The organism is Levilactobacillus parabrevis ATCC 53295, assembly GCF_001434055.1.
GTDB lineage: Bacteria > Bacillota > Bacilli > Lactobacillales > Lactobacillaceae > Levilactobacillus > Levilactobacillus parabrevis.
In genome coordinates, this window is sequence record NZ_AZCZ01000022.1 from 25,507 (window position 1) to 41,180 (window position 15,674).

A 15,674-nucleotide genomic window follows, 5' to 3' on the forward strand; every position below is an offset into this window, starting at 1 on the left:
AAAATGATCCGCGCTTACTTCACCGTCTTGGCAACTGCAGCGTGAACGGCATCTTTCTCGGCTTCTACCAAGTCAACTCGGCTCTCGATGACCTTAGTGTCCATCTTGATTTCCCGGGTTAAGCCTGGAGTGTTGATCTTTGGTGTGAAGAAGGCCTTGAATTCGGCTAAGCGGGCTGGCGTGTGGAAGATGCCAGCGGTAACGGTGATGTACGTGGTGAATTCCATGTCGCCACCGACCGTGTCTTCCAGCCACTGCCAGTCGTTTCTGATCCAGTCCCAAGCGGCTTGTTGCCCCTTGTCGTTGCCCAGAACACCGCGATACCAAGCCCGCAAGTCCTGTGGCTTGATGGTTTCAGCATCTTCAAACAACGTGATTAATTTGGCAATCTGCTTGGCGTCTGGCGTCGTTGGCAGCGCAGAGGACAGGTCTGCCTTGTAGCCGGCATCGCTGGAAGTCCGGTAGTCGTTCAACAATTGATCGAACAACTGGTCACTGCCGAAATGCTTGATTTCGTTGGCTAAAATGAAGACCCGGGTTGCGGCTGGCAACGTTCCTGGGTTGTCCTGGTGGGCAACGAAGACCGCGTGAGCAGCAGCAATCGATTCAGCATTCTTGGCATATAAGGTAGCGTTCAAAACGTATGGCCGCGTTAATTGGTCATCGTTAGATTCGCCGGCCTTAGGCGTCCAGCCTAACCGAGCAACTTGCTTGGCACTCAGCTTATCGAATAAGGCTTGTAACTGCTGTTCTTCGGTAGAATCTGGCGTCACAAACTTCTTCAGGTTGCTGGCAACCCCGTATAAGACATCGTTGACGACCGTGGAATGGCTGGCAGCGAAACGGTCCAGTAATGGCACAATTGCCGCGTAGGAAATTTGACGACCTTCGGCTAATAACCGCAAGTCTTGTAGCAATTGTAACTGGGTGATGGCATCCAAGGAATCCAGGTTAGCGAGGATGTCTTGTAACAAGGTGTCATCGTACTTCACGATAAAGTGAGAATTGTTGCCCACGTTCAAACGGAACGGTTCGCCACTGGCCTTGCGCAGAGTGGCGTAGTCCCCTAAGGTGGCAGATTGGTCGGCGAAGATGGCTGGAGCGGCACTGTAGTTGCTGTTCAACGGCACCTGCCATTGACGACCGGCGTCCTTTCCCTCACCCACGAAGAATTGCTGCTGGGTAATGGTTAATTTGCCATCGACCACTGCGGCGGAAACGACCGGATAACCGGGTTGTTCCAGCCAAGAGTTCATGATGGCACCGACGTTCATACCGGAAGCGTCACCCAGTGCGGCCCAGAGGTCAGCCCCGGTAGCGTTACCGTAATGGTGAGCGGCGAAGTAGGCCTTCAAGCCTTGACGCAAGGCATTGTCACCGATCAAGGCACGAACCATGACGAGCATCCGGGCACCCTTGGCGTAAACGATGGCACTGTCGAATAAGGCATCGATTTCGGCGGGGTCTTCAACTTGCACGTGAACGGACTGCACGCCATCGGTGGCATCCCGTTGGAGCGCCATTGGGGCCTCAGTCGTCTGGAAGACTTCCCAGATGTGCCAGTCGGGTTCGATGGCGTTGATAGCAACGTATTCCATCATGTTGGCAAAACTTTCGTTCAACCAGAGGTCATCCCACCACTTCATGGTAACCAGGTCACCGAACCATTGGTGCGCGAGTTCGTGAGCGATAACCGTTGCGACCCGTTGCTTGGTTTCAAATGAGGTGTTGTCGGGATCTAACAATAAGTAGGCTTCACGATACGTGACCAGGCCCCAGTTTTCCATGGCACCGGCTGAGAAGTCGGGTAAGGCCATCTGCCAAGAATGTGGCAGTGGATATGGCGTCTGGTAGAAGTCTTCGTAGAATTCGATGGAGCGCTTGGCAATATCTAAGGCGAAGTCGAGTTCCTTGGCTTGGTGCGCCTTGGTGGCGAAGACACCGACTTGCACGCCGCTCTTGGTGGTCGTCAGCTTGCTCTGCATTTCCCCGAAGGCAAAGGCAATCAGGTATGTGGACATACGGACCGTGGTGTCGAAGTAGTGGACGCCGTTTTCGGTCTTGGTCTCAGGCATGTTACTGATGATGGTTTCACCGTCGTGTTCGTCGAACTTGATGGCCAGATCAAATGTTGCCTTGGCTTCGGGTTCGTCGACACAGGGGAAGGCTTGGCGGGCAGCCGTCGTTTCAAATTGCGTCCCGATGATCAGCTTCTTCTCGCCATTAACGTCGTAATAAGATGGGTAGATGCCCATCATGCTGTCGGTCAGAGGCGCGGTGAAGTCGATGGCCAGCGTGGTTTCGCCAGTCTTGGTCAGGTCAATATGGATGCCTTCACTCTTGTCATCGAAGGTAAATGGCACATCTTGACCGTCGGCTTTAACGGCACTGATGGTCATGAACTTCTGGTGAATGGCGATGCTAGTCGCCTTGGCGTCACCGGTAATGGTGGACGTCCCAGAGATTGATTTAGCGGCACGATTAATGTCTAAGTATACGTTGTAATGCGTAGGTTGGAATAATTCGTAAAAATGTGTGGATTTTGCCATGATTTCCTCCTGAATTATTAGAATATCCTCATTATACACTTTTGGCTGGTGGGAACCACGTGAGGTGTTATGAGAAGATTCTGAAAACACTAGCAAATAACTGGATTTAAAATTCTCAACATCCTATGATTAATGTTGAACCTCAGTATCTTCCGTCGTACCCTTATCTGGAAATGTCTCAGGTGATTCTTTAATTTACGTTCGATTTTTCCAAATCGAAAGTTATCCACAGGGATAATGCGCGTCATTATCATATTTGTTGCAATGTTCGTGTTCTAAACCCGTCGAATTCGATGGGTTTAAAAAGGAGAGAAATGACAAATCATCGAGACACAATCCACACTTATGGCATCTCAGTTTCAGTTTTTCAAAAAGATGCGCAGACTGACTACATCTGCCTCACTGATATTGCAAAATACAAAAACCAGACAGCTCCAAACGAACTAATCCGGAACTGGATGCGTTCAAAGAATACAATTGAGTACCTTGGCACGTGGGAAGAACTACACAATAGCCACTTAAACACTAAAGGATTAACCGATCTTCTCACAGAAGCTGGCTCTAATGCGTTTATTCTCTCCCCTACGAAATGGATAAAAGAAACTAACGCCATCGGCATTTTATCTCGCCCTGGACGCTATGGCGGGACTTATGCACACTCAGATATCGCTTTTGACTTTGCATCTTGGATTTCTCCTCAATTCAGACTCTACTTGATTAAAGACTATCAGCAACTGAAGCAAAATAGCCACAGTCATTTAAACACAGAATGGAATCTCAATCGTCAATTAGCAAAGGTTAACTACCGTATTCATACCGATGCTGTGAAGGATAGTATCGTCGTCCTATCTTCTCAACAAACACAATACAAGTATGCGACAGAAGCTGACCGTTTAAATATGGCTATTTTCGGAGAAACTGCTAAACAATGGAAAAACGAAAATCCAAATGCTACTGGCAATATTAGAGACAACGCGAGTCTAGAACAACTAACTGTTCTAACAAATCTTGAAAGCTTTAATGCGGAGTTACTAATTTCTAAAGTTCCAGCTGAAGAAAGAACCAAGCGGCTGAACAAGATGGCTATTCGTCAGTTACAAACCTTACTAACAAACACCGACTCCATGGACAAATTGAGAAATTTATCCCCAGCTGAGACTTCCAAGAATCCCCAAAAATTAAACTAAGCTATCAATGTCAAAGGACAGTACCGCACTCTAGTTGAATGGCACTGTCCTTTTTCGTTGGAATGGCCTATTAGTGGCTGTTGCTCACCATTATTAACTACGAACTCAACTATCAAAAAAGGCACCGCCCGTCATCCCTAAGGACAACCAGACGGTGCCAAATCCTATTCGATTTAAAATGCTTACTTAGTGTTCCCGCTTCTTCCAACCAGCTAACCCGACTAGGCTACCTAATAGGGCTAATCCAACAAGGGCTAAACTGCTCCCCCGTTGTTCGTTGGTCTGTGGCAATTCAGTCTTGCTTTGAGCCAACTTAACAGGTGCCTTCCGTGACTGTACTTGCTTGGTAGGCGTAGCCAGCTGTTGCACCTTAGCACCTTGACCACCATTCGTAACAACGACTGCTTGGCCACCCTTGGCCTTAGGCGTTGTTGCGACCTTATCAGGTGTCTTAGCCTTCTTAGCTGGTGTCTTAGGCGTCGTTGCTGGTTCCTTACCAGGCTTGACGATGTCGGCACCGCCACCGTTATCACCGCCGCCACCAGTTGTGGCATCCGCCGCATAGGTCACAGCAACGGCCACATCGGCACTATCCGGCGTAACTGCCTGTGCCGTGGTTTGTGTCAAATCCTTGGCTGGATCAGTCGTTGAAGCGACGTGCATCCCCGCTACAGTTGGATTCTTAACGGCAGCGAATGCTAATTGGTCGCCGTCCTTGTAAACGGTCCAATTGGTATCAGTTGGCTGACCGGTAACATCCAATTCTGGCGCGCCAGTGGCAACTGGATTGCTGTAGGTCACAGCGTCTTGGGTGACTTGATCAGTTACCGTAGCAAAGGTCATGGTCTTCGTCACCGGAGCGGCGACTTGCTTCTGTTGTTGATCCTGGTACGTAATCTTTTCAGTAACGGCCTTTTCAGTCGTCTTAAAGTCGTGCGCTAAAGTAATCGTAAAGTCGAGATTTGTGTCGGCATCTTTGCCAAAGACAATTGCGCTGGTCCCATCGGCATTCTTAGTGGTGTCGCTGACCAGCTTATATCCTTTAGCCACGGCCAGATCAATCACTGAAGCGGAGTCAAAGTTACTGGTAGTCCCAATGGCGCCCCGCAGTTCGGGGTTAGTCTTGTAGTCTAACGTCTGAACAGTCTTGCCAGTAGTGGCATCCTTGATGGTAACGGTAGCGCGCTTGGCGTTGGCGTAAACCATGCGAATGGCTTGTTTAGCCCCAGCAAATGGAATATCGGTTGACTGACTGATATCGGTCCAAGTCTTACCATCCACGCTGGTCTCAGCACCAGTGTAAACGTAGTCTGGGAAATCCTTCTGGTAACTGTTCAGAGCGACCTGAGCATCTGACGTCCCGTTGTACTTGTCAGTAACTGACGTGCCATCTTCATTGGTGATTGGCGTGAAGTTACCAGCGGCATCCTTAGTCCCATAATCAACGGAAACATTCCAAGGCAAGACGTCCTTGTAAAACAGGACCGTCCAAGTCTTAGGAGCATCCGTCAAAGTCGTGGTCCAGCTTGCCTGACGCGTCGCCTTGCCATTGTCTGCCGCCCAATCAGAGTACAGACCCGTACCATCTAAAATCAGACCAGAGAAGGTGTATCCTTTGGCAATTTGCTGGTTCAGAAAAGTCATGACCGTGGCATTGGCTTGCACGTTGACATCGGAACCTACATCACCTGAAATCAGCGTTGCAGGTGCCAAGTTAAGCTGTTGTCCATCGGCTTGCAGGAGTTGAATGTTGACGTTTAAGTCGCTGACATTTTCAGCCATATCATACGGTTGAATGATGTACCCAGCGAAGTCACTATTTGGATCGGACCAAATTGTGGATAGGCTACCATAGTCTGTATCCGTTCCAGTAAGTAAGTTGTACCAGTTCAAGGTATTACTGTTGATGTTCCCAGCATCGGCACTGGATGGAAATAAGGACGGATATTCCGCATCGTTAGCATTATCGAAACCTTTAACCGGTAAGTTAGCTGCAGTCAGGTCTTTGATGATAAAGGATGGTGTCGTGTAACTCAATGTCCCATCGGCCGTAACGTTATCACCCTTACCAAGCGCTGAGCTAACGCTGATTGGCTCCAATAAAATATGTTGTTCCCTTAATTCTGTCCCAGTCTTAATGACCAGGTTCTTATCCGTAGCTAGCGGTGAAATATCAGAAATTTGATTGTAGGACATGTCAACAGTCGTCAACTGGTCTTTATTGCTCAGCGCAGAAATATCGTTCACAGAGAACAACGTCACATTAACGCTCTGCAACTTACTTAAGTTGCTTAACGCCCGAATGTCCCATAAGTTACCAGATTGCATCCCATTGCCAAACGTATTGACACTGACTAAAAGATTAGGGTAAAGATACAGGCTTTGAAGATTCGTCGCGTTCTGAAGACCTTCTAACGTGGTCATCGACATCAACGCATAGTAGTACGTTGAAGCCTGGTTACTACTGTTAGCAGCTTGCATGGGTTCATTCGAGTTGATACTCGTAACTGTTGCGAGATCTGCCTTCGTAAAGTTATTTCTGAAGTCATCAATCGTTGCGAACTGCTTAGCAAAATTGCTTTGCCAAATGAAGTATTGCAAACCAGAATCGGGCATCCATTCATCAATGTAGAGTGGATGCGTGCCATCACTGTACTTTAATGGGGAGTTCATATCCATTCCCTTAGCATCCTGGGCAATATTGTTAGCATATGTCTCGCCTACCCAGGTCCCAGCTCCTTGCGCCTGATACTTGTCACTGTAACCATCTACCACACGCAGATCAGTGCTGACCCCATTAGCGTCAGAGTGATCATAAGTATATTGAAGCCGCTGGGTCTTGCTGACATTGAATACTGGTTGACCCGTAACCTTATCCGTCAAGTTATCCGGATTTTGAACCGTGATCCCGGTTTTCACGTTAGTTGGCGTTACAACAGCAGCTCGCGCAAGATTCGATCTCCCCATTCTCGATGTCGGTCGCGTGTTCCCACTGTCTCCAGGATTTTCATTTACTGTTTTTGTCTCTGTACCACTCAGATTTTGTGCAGAATTTCCAGTACCAGAATTTTGTGGTTGTCCCTGAACATGTTGCTCCTGATCCTGTTGTAGCTGGTTCTGTTTCTGTTGCTCTTGCTGCTCTTGTTCTTCTTGCTGTTTCTGTTGTTCTTGCTGCTCTTGTTGCTCTTGAGACTGCCCTTGTGCCTCTTGTGACTGTTCCTGTTGCTCACCAACGCCAGCAGTCAACTCACCACTGACCGACTGATCAGCCACTTTTGTCTTCAAAAGTACTTTTGAGGCTTCGTTCGCTGGCTGACCCTCTTTAACATTTTCTGTTTCTGGCTCGTCCGCCGCTTGCGCCGTCTGTGTGGCTTGTGGTCCCGCAATAATCCCAACGGCCATACTGGTTACCGTGATACCGGCTACCAGCCAGCCCTTATGTGATTTGTACATCTTATAATGTGTTTTCCGTTCAAAATCCTTCATGATTGGTCCCCCTCATTAACTATGACCAAAAATCAGATACTTTGACGCCGAACTTATACCGCATATCATTCTATAAGCTCTATTTACTATCCATTATAGTCAGATTGTGAGGAATAATCAACGGCATAAAACTTTGTGCCACATAAATGTTTTTGAAAGTGTCTAAGGATGCTTCTATAACAGCACTTACCACAATTATATTTTTAAATAAAAATCGTTAAATGACCTGATAAATCAATCGAATTTTTCAATGAATTGTGTACTATTTAAACCCTTCACCGGTATTCGCAATGATTGTTAAAAGAACTAACGTTGATTTCAAAATGAACATACATGAACGCAAACATTCCTTTTAGAACAAGCCAACTACTAAGTCTTATTCACTGACTTTACGCCCACCTAACACAAAACGGTTTCCACCTACGAACCATCCTTCACTTGAAACATTCGTCAAAATCTGCGGCATTCTTGATACATCAGCGGACTACCTGCTAGGTGTCTCAGATAACCTGCCTTTCAAAATGGGCGGCTTAACTGAGGAACAAGTGGGCAGTATTCTACAGTTCGTCTCGTTAATTGAACATGCTAATGAGATTACGAACAGCCACAAAACTAATCAATAATGAAGCAACGCGAGTTAACCCAGTTTAAAATGATGATCGAAACGAAAACACGCTTACCCCCAAAAGGTAAGCGTGTTTTTTATTGGACTATGTGATTTGTTCTTAAAATTGACTACAGTCTCTCCGAAAATACAATATCATCAGCCATATTTTCCGGTGATACATGGGTTCCAGTTACGAGGTAGCTTTGTTGCCATTCAAGAATGCTAGCACGATAGATTATTAACAATTTCGCAATTTCTGAATCATTATAATTATACGAGCGTAACCGAGTCTCTATTTGTTGCTGTAGGTCTTGTCTTATCGTTAATACGTTTTTCATACTGGAACCACCTTACTTTTAAGGAAAGCCACTCGTTCATTTGCAAACCGTTGACTGCGAATACAGAGCTGTACTGTATCTGAACTATACCTTATTTGACGTTTCGCTTCAATAAAGTTGATTTTTCCACTCCAATAATCTCGTAAATTTGCGTTTAAATTAATACCATCCGCAATGAGACCATAAACGACATCAGGTGAACAAGTACTACGCAATCCTAAGCGATTACTAATGATAAAATCTAAATACGATCTGTTAAACTCGTAACCAAAACTCAAGATTTCAAATTCTGTGGGATATCGAAAATCTATGCGAAATGAAGCTACAAGCGCCCCAACATACTTTCGATTGCCTGTTTGATTAACAATACTTGCTTTCCGTTTGGCCCATTTTAACGCCTGATTGTAATCTGGCGTTAAATAAAAACCACGGCCAAAATCCTTATTGCCAAAAGATTTTTGAATATCAATTTCTTGAATCTCTTTGTAAAAGATACTCACAGTCCCGTGATACCACGTGATAACATCCAAATAATTTTCCAAATGTCTCTCCCATACTGTATAGATGTTTCTCCAGTATGCCGGACGTTGCGTACCAGCACAATCGAACGCTAGTTTATTTTTTCATCATATTCATTTTATTTTTATCTATCGCATCTAAATTGAATTCAAACTCCCGTTACAAAAAGAGGGCCAATTCGACAACGAATTGACCCCCTCCAAGCCCCTCCATCAACACTCATTGATAAGGAGCCCTAAATTATATGCGCTGAAGCACTTAACGACTAATGGAACACGCGAGCAATCCCAGCCACGTTAGAGCGTTGACCGTTTCTAATCGGTTGGACCATGATCCGTGGTGGCCAGCTTTCGATGACCTTGCCCTTACCTAAGTAAATGGCAACGTGCCAAATCGTGTGGGTGCCTGGTTGGTAATAGAAGACCAAGTCCCCACGCTTCTTGTGACTGTAGGCGACGTGTTGGAACTTCTTGCTAGCCCACAGGTTGCGAGAATTCCACTCGTTACCGGGGTAAGCATGATGGATGGCACTGATTGGTTTAGTGTTGATACCACCAGCATATAGTGACTGCATAACCAAACCAGAACAGTCCGTGCCGTAAAATGGCTTAGATGAAGAGCCGACTAAGTAAGGATTGCCCTTGTACTTGTAGGCTTGCTTAATCATCGCTTCAATGTGGGCTGAACGGCCATTCCAGGCGTGAGCACCCAATGGGGCTACGTATGAATCAATGCTCTTCCAGCTGGACTTAGAGAAGCCTAACTTAACCCATGTCTTTTCATTGACGTTCCCAGTAGCCTTCAAATGGTGCTTACGCTGAAAGTTTTTGACAGCGTAGTAGGTTGCAGAATTATATTTGTTATAACCATTGGCGGTACCCAAGCGCCGCATGATTCTCCAAGTCTTAATCCCCTCATAGCCCCGCTTGACCGTATACCCTACCTTACCGTAAGGCTTGATTTGCTTGTAATTGACTTGATAATACTTCTTCGGGTTTTGGTAGCCCTTCGTCTTGGCAACACATGCCTTGTTGGCAGTAACGTACTTGCCAGTGTTGGTCTTCAGCACGGGCGCGTGCCCTTTAACCGTTACCACCTTTGAAATCTTAGCGTAGTGGCCCTTATGAACCGTTGCCACGTGGTGCTTCTTAGCGGCGTCCTTGTAGTAGGCAACCGTCTTCTTGACCCGGATAATGCCCGGGTTATTGGTGTAGTAACTGGTCTTAGCTTGTGCGGAGGTAGTCATACCAACGCTGCTTAGACCGGCAATGACGAGTAATGTGGATAGCCATTGTTTCTTCATTATACTTTACTCCTTTGTGAATTTATTAAATATAAACTTGATTAATAGCTCAAAGCCCGATAGGCATCATGTTTCCGGTGATTGTGCAGGCTAGCTATGGTCATGCTTGTTTTCCGCTTGGTCCACGGGTCATTGTAGTAGGCCCGCGTCTTGCTGTAACCAGAAAGCGTGACAGCGTGATTCACAAAGCCATCGACGCCAGCAACCCAGACAACGACGGGGTGCCCGCGATTGATCTTGGCCTTCATCTTTTTAAGCGAAGCCCCGGTCATGTCTGTAGCTGAACCTAGGTGATGTCTGACGATCTTCGTGAGACCCTTCGGATAGATCCACCAACCAGAACGAGAATAGGGGCTCCCCACGAATCCCTTGTTGGGGTTTGAACTCCGTGGCATTTCTTTGGCTAGCGACAGCTTGGTGACTTTAGCCCCAGCGTATCGGAGCATCATCGCCGTCGCTGTAATCTCACAGCCAGTCGGGAGTTGGGGCCGTTGCGCAATTAAAGGAATGTTGAGCCACCGGTAGGACTTGACGGTCCCGTTGCGGTGAATCCACCCTGTTCGCGTATGCTTATAAGTAAATTTCAGCCAAGTCCCATCGCCCATCTTTTCTTCGCGAGTAATGTGGACCTTTTTCTTCGCGTAGTGCCGACCAGTCGAAATGGCCTTCATATTCTGAGCCGAAGACTTGGCGCCTCCCGTTCGGTACACCTTGTAGTTATGCTTTCGGTTGGTCCCAATTTTGGTGTAGTAGTTCACTTTTTGCCTACCGATGACTTTACGGTAAGTCACTCGTGGCTTTGGCTTGGCCTTGGGCTTAGTTGCTGAACTCGACGCTGTTGACGAGCTGGAAGAAGCGCCAGCTGATTCAGATGAAGTGGATTCTTCCCTAGCTGCGGTCGTCTGGGTCGTTGATGATGAAGCCAGCGACGTAGCCGTTGCCGCGTTGGCCACACCGCTGGTCGTTGTCCCCAAGAAGAGGCTCAGCCCAACGACGGCCAGGCTCGCGATCAGTCGTTTCATATAGATTTCACCTCGATATGGCTTAAGTTATTTAGCAAATGCTTTAAAGCTATTTAACATGGACCGTCTTAGTCGGTGTTACTCGTGAAAAATGGCCGTGCGAATAATAGCCAACGGTAGCACTGACCCTCTTAGCTTTGGGTGCGTAAATTTTCTTATTGAAACGGTGCGAACCTTTTAGCTTTGCATAACGGGTTCCCTTATACGTCTTGATCTGAGCATAGTTTGCTTTTTTGCCTAATTTCACAGTACCGGTAACTTTGATGTACTTCTTAGAAGACGTCTTTTTAGCGGTTAACTTAGCAATCTTGCTCTTAACGCTCGGAATGCCAGTGATCTTAGTTGGCCGAATGTTGGTTTCAAAGTACTGAGTGAAATACTCACCAACATCACTAATGCTGTCCGGATCAACTTTATTCTTGCTAATCTGTTGATCAGCTTCATCAATCTCGTCATTGACAGAATTCTGGTAATCAGTATCTAAGCGTCCTTTAAACTGATCGTAAACCGCCAACATTGCCCGATAGTCTTGTTTAAATGCTGGGGTTACCTGACCTTTCCGACCAAGTTCACTGACCGCATGAGTTGTCAGAACGTGCATGACCTGTGAAAAATACGCTGATATTGAACTGCCATACGCCTTGACGGGATTTTGCGCCATGCGTTTAAAGAAGGCGGCATTGAGTTGTTGCTTTACTTTAGGACTGGCCTTTTTGACAATCCGTTTAACGCTATTTTCGTCATCCTAAAAAACTTGATAACTAATTGGGGCATCTTCATTGTTATAGGCTTGTGCTTGGGGCGTGAACATGGGAACGGTGGTGGTGACGACGCCCCCTACTAAGATGCTGCTAAGTAAAATTGTCGTTGTTTTGCTTATCCAGTTAAATTTCATTGTTGGTTTCTCCTAAAAAAGTTGTCGTCATTAGTCAACGAATGACTAATTCTTAGCTCTGTAATAGTAAGGCTTGTGCGCAAATGCCTTAGTCTTCGAAATCTTCAAGCGATTATGACTAAACGTTTTGATGTAATAGCGAACATGCTTGCCATTGCTGGTAACGCTTTTGATTTGATAAAGGTGCGCGCTAAGCTTGCGAGATGGCACCCGCCACATCAGTAGCAGGGTAATTGGTCCGCTTTTTTCTGCGGGCCAATTAGGTTTTCGAATTTCGTTGTACACGACGTTTTGGGCGATGTTGAGCTGGTTGTAATGGTGCTTAACCGTTTTCGTACGAAACAAGCCTCTAACCTTTTTTGGGGTTCCAAATTGCCATTTGGCCGATGCTGATGCGTTTGCTGGCGATTCCAGTAAGCTAGCCCCCATTACAACTAGTGTGATAGCGAGAATAACTGCGAAAAATCTTTTTTTCATAACTTTGGTTCTCCTTCAGTAATTAATTTTCAGTATTTGAATCGCCGGTAAACGTCCCATCTTCGCGATAATTAAATGAATAATTTTCCGGTTTCCACGTTACCAAGTACCGGCCAATCCCAACGATGGCGAAGAACAGGGAAAAAGCCCATAAGATTGCATGGCCAAAAGCTTTAAACATCATCTTCATTCCTGCCGCATCACTCTTAATAGCATTTTTGGTTTCGCCGAAGGAGTGATCATTATTTCTGAAATTCGAGTTGACCAATCGGACAGCGCGAAACTGCGCTTTTCTGAAATCAGCCGCTTGCATCTCAGAGTAATTATCAAAAATCCCCTTCGCCTGTCGGCCGTGTTCCCACTCGTATAACACAAGTAACCCGTTCGCAATCGGATAAAATATCGCGGCTTGAACGCCGATGAAGATAAAGTAAATCGGAAGTTGACCACCCAGAAAGGCTTGCTTACCGAAGTAAATCCATGCAATGGCAGTCCCAATTGCAATCGCGTACCGTGTTGCCCAAAACCGCACGTTCAGGGCGAAAAACTCTTGCTTGAAAATATCTAAAACTTTTTTAATCATGAAGCTCCTCCTCATCAATAATTTGCCACTTACGCAAATATAAGTGGCTTTACAGTATAATATACAACAAATAGGTATTATTTTCCTTATTTTCTAAATAAAAAGGTCTTTTTTTCTCTGTTAATGGCACAAAGACTCCATTATGGTTAGCCTTAACGCCACGATAGGAGAGAAGCCAACTATGCAAAACGCAATTAGTAAACTGGTGAGTCAGAAACGACGAGCATTAGATTTGACCATTGAAAAACTAGCTGAAAGAGCTGGTGTTTCTGTTAGCCTGATCTCGCGAATAGAGCGCGGAGAATTCGAGAATATAAGTCTCAAGAAGTTACAGTCCATTGCATCGGCTCTCAACCTAAAACTAAGCGACTTTTTCACAGATGATTCTTTAACTGGGATCCACACTTTAGAATTAATTGCCTATCTAAAGTCCCTTCCAGAGAATCAACGCGAGATTGTCTCAGAAAGTATCCTGAAAATTTTAAAATTATAGCTGGTACTTCTTTACAATCAGGTCTGCAATTTCGGCCAGCGTGCACTGATTTGCATAGGTCTGATACTCGGCCACCAAATCAATATCGCCAGTCGGTAACTTAATTTCAAAAATACGAAATCTTCTGTAATCAATTCGGTGGTCCGACCCTCGATCAATTAAAAACTTCAAATCTTGCAATAGCTGTAATCGACTCAATAATGGATTCTCTACTTTTTCCATACGCCATTCACCCCTAAAAAAATAAGCTAGCCTCAACCGAATTGGTTAAAGCTAGCTTAACGCCGCTGCTAAATAAAAAACAGACTTGTATGTAGGTGAAAATTAATTTGTAGGTGTGGCATTAAATTTGTTTTAGTAAATTAATTTTAACATACGTGTCAAGTTCTAATGCAACTATAAGAAATTAAGAAGAGAGCTACTAGCCAATTTCTTGGCTAGTAGCTCTCTTTGGTATCAAACTTAGATCTCGGCATGCAAAAAATCCAGTGCCGACTGATGGGCCTGTTTTATAAAACTAGTTATAACATATTATGGAGATATCTTACTTAGCGCGAGTCATGAAAAGATCCCCGCCATTTTGCCAGCCATAGTCTAGCTCCTTGCCGTGACGACTCAAGAAATTCCAATGCGTAAAGATCGTGTGGCCTGTCAATTGGGTCAAGCCATGACTACTTTTGATGGTCTTTATGGTATACACCTTGTGATCATAGTGTCCACCATCCGTAGGTAAAGTTCCCTTAAACTGCCACTTAACGGTTTTATTGTAAACTCGGACCCTCATCTTAGGTAACCATAAAGTCTTCTTGCTGTGGTGCTTGCTATTGTATTGGGCCTTAGACACCCAGGTTCCCCGAAGATTCTTAGGAATCTTCTTTGAGCTCGCATTGGCCGAAACTGTGAATAATGGGAGAACCAAGTCCAACACCATGAGTGACAACAAAATTTTTCTGAATTTCATAACTCCACGCTCCAAATATGTATTTTGGTACATTCCCAGGATATCACCATCATAAAAAATAGCCGCCCATTGTTCATCGGAAATATCTGCTAACTGTAAGAATTCAGTCCCGTGGTCTGAGGGAATCAAGTGGCAAATCCTTTAGGGGAACGTCTGAACATATTCAATACGTGGATTATTTATCGACCAAGAATTCCTCCACAAAGGTCACTAACATTTTTCTGCCCACTTTTTCTTGAACCATGACTAATTTTCAATATCTGATGCAACGACGCCCATTAATAAGCTTAGGTCTCTCTAGCTTATCTTAGATTCAGTGTACTTACGCTCGCCAGACGATGTCGCTGACGGACTTCTGTGCCTTAACTTACACTAAATTTCAGTACCTCCATAAGAAATAAAAGGCTAATTACGTTTGTGTTACTCATGCGCCAGTAGAATACTATTACAATCAACGTATACTCGGCCCCCAAATTTCAAGCGATTGACAATCTGTTAAGAACAGCATTGGCACTCCCTGATTAACTGAGCAAGCTTTGAACACAACTGGGTAGCTAATCAAGAAAGTCTGAGTTTGTTGCTATTTCATCGTTCTCGACATTTCTTTGATCCTTAAGCAATGAATGGTAACTGGTCAACCGACCTAATCTCCTTTAAATTGAACTAAATGAACGGCGCAACTTCAAAACAATCCAGTAATTGAAAATTTTTCGGCTGAAAATTCTAGAATGCCTTCTCGTTCATTTACAGTAATATAGTAACAGCTCTTGCAATTTAAAACAGATGACTCAAATTGTATTTCAAGTTTAAACCGCTGTCTATCTTATGAGAGGCATCATCAACTAAGCAATCATCTAAAAACACTATGTTTTACAAGAATCCGTGTAATCCGTGAACATTGTTTACTTGACTAACTTTCTTTCCATCTGTTGGATTATAAAAATTAATAACTTTCTCACAGGCATCGGTCACATCATCTTCATAAACAATTTCTCGAATATATAAATAAAGTGCTGCATTTCTTATTCTACCATCGTAAAGATAATCAGCCCTTGTAGCTCCGTCATGCAGTTTAAAATCAATGTAGTTATGAAGATGAAACTTCTGTGTATAATCTCCATTATTATAAATATCCGCGAGGACCAGCCAATCTCGTCGGTGATTTATTTTCTTTCCATTACGTATTAGATTCCCAGATTGTACCTTTTGATCTTCGCCCCCTTCTTCAATGGTCCCCTGTCAATAAAATAGACA

13 protein-coding genes are annotated in these 15,674 nt (G+C 44.9%); 2 read left to right on the plus strand and 11 right to left on the minus strand.

Translation table 11 applies throughout. The annotated features are described in order from the left end of the window. Window positions 1-14: 14 nt before the first annotated feature. Complete coding sequence (locus tag FD07_RS07075) at window positions 15-2,549, minus strand: M1 family metallopeptidase (RefSeq protein ID WP_020089620.1); 2,535 nt, start codon at window positions 2,547-2,549, stop codon at window positions 15-17. A 314-nt stretch (window positions 2,550-2,863) separates the two neighbouring features. On the opposite strand from FD07_RS07075, the gene FD07_RS07080 reads away from it, so the two are divergent. Then, entirely contained in the window at window positions 2,864-3,736 is an 873-nt protein-coding gene (locus FD07_RS07080; RefSeq protein WP_020089621.1) for a KilA-N domain-containing protein, read from the plus strand. Window positions 3,737-3,922: 186 nt separating this feature from the next. On the opposite strand, the gene FD07_RS07085 is transcribed toward FD07_RS07080, so the two are convergent. The 8 genes from FD07_RS07085 to FD07_RS07120 form a co-directional block, all read right to left on the minus strand. Further along, window positions 3,923-7,222, minus strand: a complete 3,300-nt coding sequence (locus tag FD07_RS07085) for a mucin-binding protein (protein ID WP_020089622.1) — start codon at window positions 7,220-7,222, stop codon at window positions 3,923-3,925. 941 nt (window positions 7,223-8,163) lie between these two features. Continuing rightward, window positions 8,164-8,709, minus strand: a complete 546-nt coding sequence (locus FD07_RS07095) for a DUF3990 domain-containing protein (RefSeq protein ID WP_020089624.1) — start codon at window positions 8,707-8,709, stop codon at window positions 8,164-8,166. Window positions 8,710-8,951: 242 nt separating this feature from the next. Next, entirely contained in the window at window positions 8,952-9,989 is a 1,038-nt protein-coding gene (locus FD07_RS07100) for a DUF5776 domain-containing protein (RefSeq protein WP_020089625.1), read from the minus strand. Window positions 9,990-10,030: 41 nt separating this feature from the next. After that, the gene (locus FD07_RS07105; RefSeq protein WP_020089626.1) at window positions 10,031-11,011 is read right to left on the minus strand and encodes a C39 family peptidase; all 981 of its coding nucleotides are present in this window, start codon (window positions 11,009-11,011) and stop codon (window positions 10,031-10,033) included. A 49-nt stretch (window positions 11,012-11,060) separates the two neighbouring features. Continuing rightward, window positions 11,061-11,672, minus strand: coding sequence for a hypothetical protein (locus FD07_RS07110; protein ID WP_057161936.1), 612 nt, complete (start codon window positions 11,670-11,672; stop codon window positions 11,061-11,063). Window positions 11,673-11,756: 84 nt separating this feature from the next. After that, window positions 11,757-11,906, minus strand: coding sequence for a hypothetical protein (locus tag FD07_RS12345; protein ID WP_020089628.1), 150 nt, complete (start codon window positions 11,904-11,906; stop codon window positions 11,757-11,759). A 45-nt stretch (window positions 11,907-11,951) separates the two neighbouring features. After that, window positions 11,952-12,383, minus strand: a complete 432-nt coding sequence (locus FD07_RS07115) for a hypothetical protein (RefSeq protein WP_020089629.1) — start codon at window positions 12,381-12,383, stop codon at window positions 11,952-11,954. A 22-nt stretch (window positions 12,384-12,405) separates the two neighbouring features. Then, the gene (locus FD07_RS07120) at window positions 12,406-12,966 is read right to left on the minus strand and encodes a hypothetical protein (protein WP_020089630.1); all 561 of its coding nucleotides are present in this window, start codon (window positions 12,964-12,966) and stop codon (window positions 12,406-12,408) included. A gap of 181 nt (window positions 12,967-13,147) precedes the next feature. On the opposite strand from FD07_RS07120, the gene FD07_RS07125 reads away from it, so the two are divergent. After that, the gene (locus FD07_RS07125) at window positions 13,148-13,459 is read left to right on the plus strand and encodes a helix-turn-helix domain-containing protein (protein ID WP_020089631.1); all 312 of its coding nucleotides are present in this window, start codon (window positions 13,148-13,150) and stop codon (window positions 13,457-13,459) included. Here FD07_RS07125 and FD07_RS07130 read toward each other — a convergent pair. Both FD07_RS07130 and FD07_RS07135 read right to left on the minus strand, forming a co-directional pair. Then, on the minus strand, window positions 13,454-13,681 hold the full coding sequence (locus FD07_RS07130) for a hypothetical protein (protein ID WP_020089632.1): 228 nt from the start codon (window positions 13,679-13,681) through the stop codon (window positions 13,454-13,456). The two genes, FD07_RS07125 and FD07_RS07130, sit on opposite strands and share 6 nt — an antisense overlap. A 322-nt stretch (window positions 13,682-14,003) precedes the next feature. Next, window positions 14,004-14,420 (minus strand): hypothetical protein, encoded by a 417-nt coding sequence (locus FD07_RS07135; protein WP_155823068.1) that lies wholly within the window; start codon window positions 14,418-14,420, stop codon window positions 14,004-14,006. Window positions 14,421-15,674 lie beyond the last annotated feature (1,254 nt).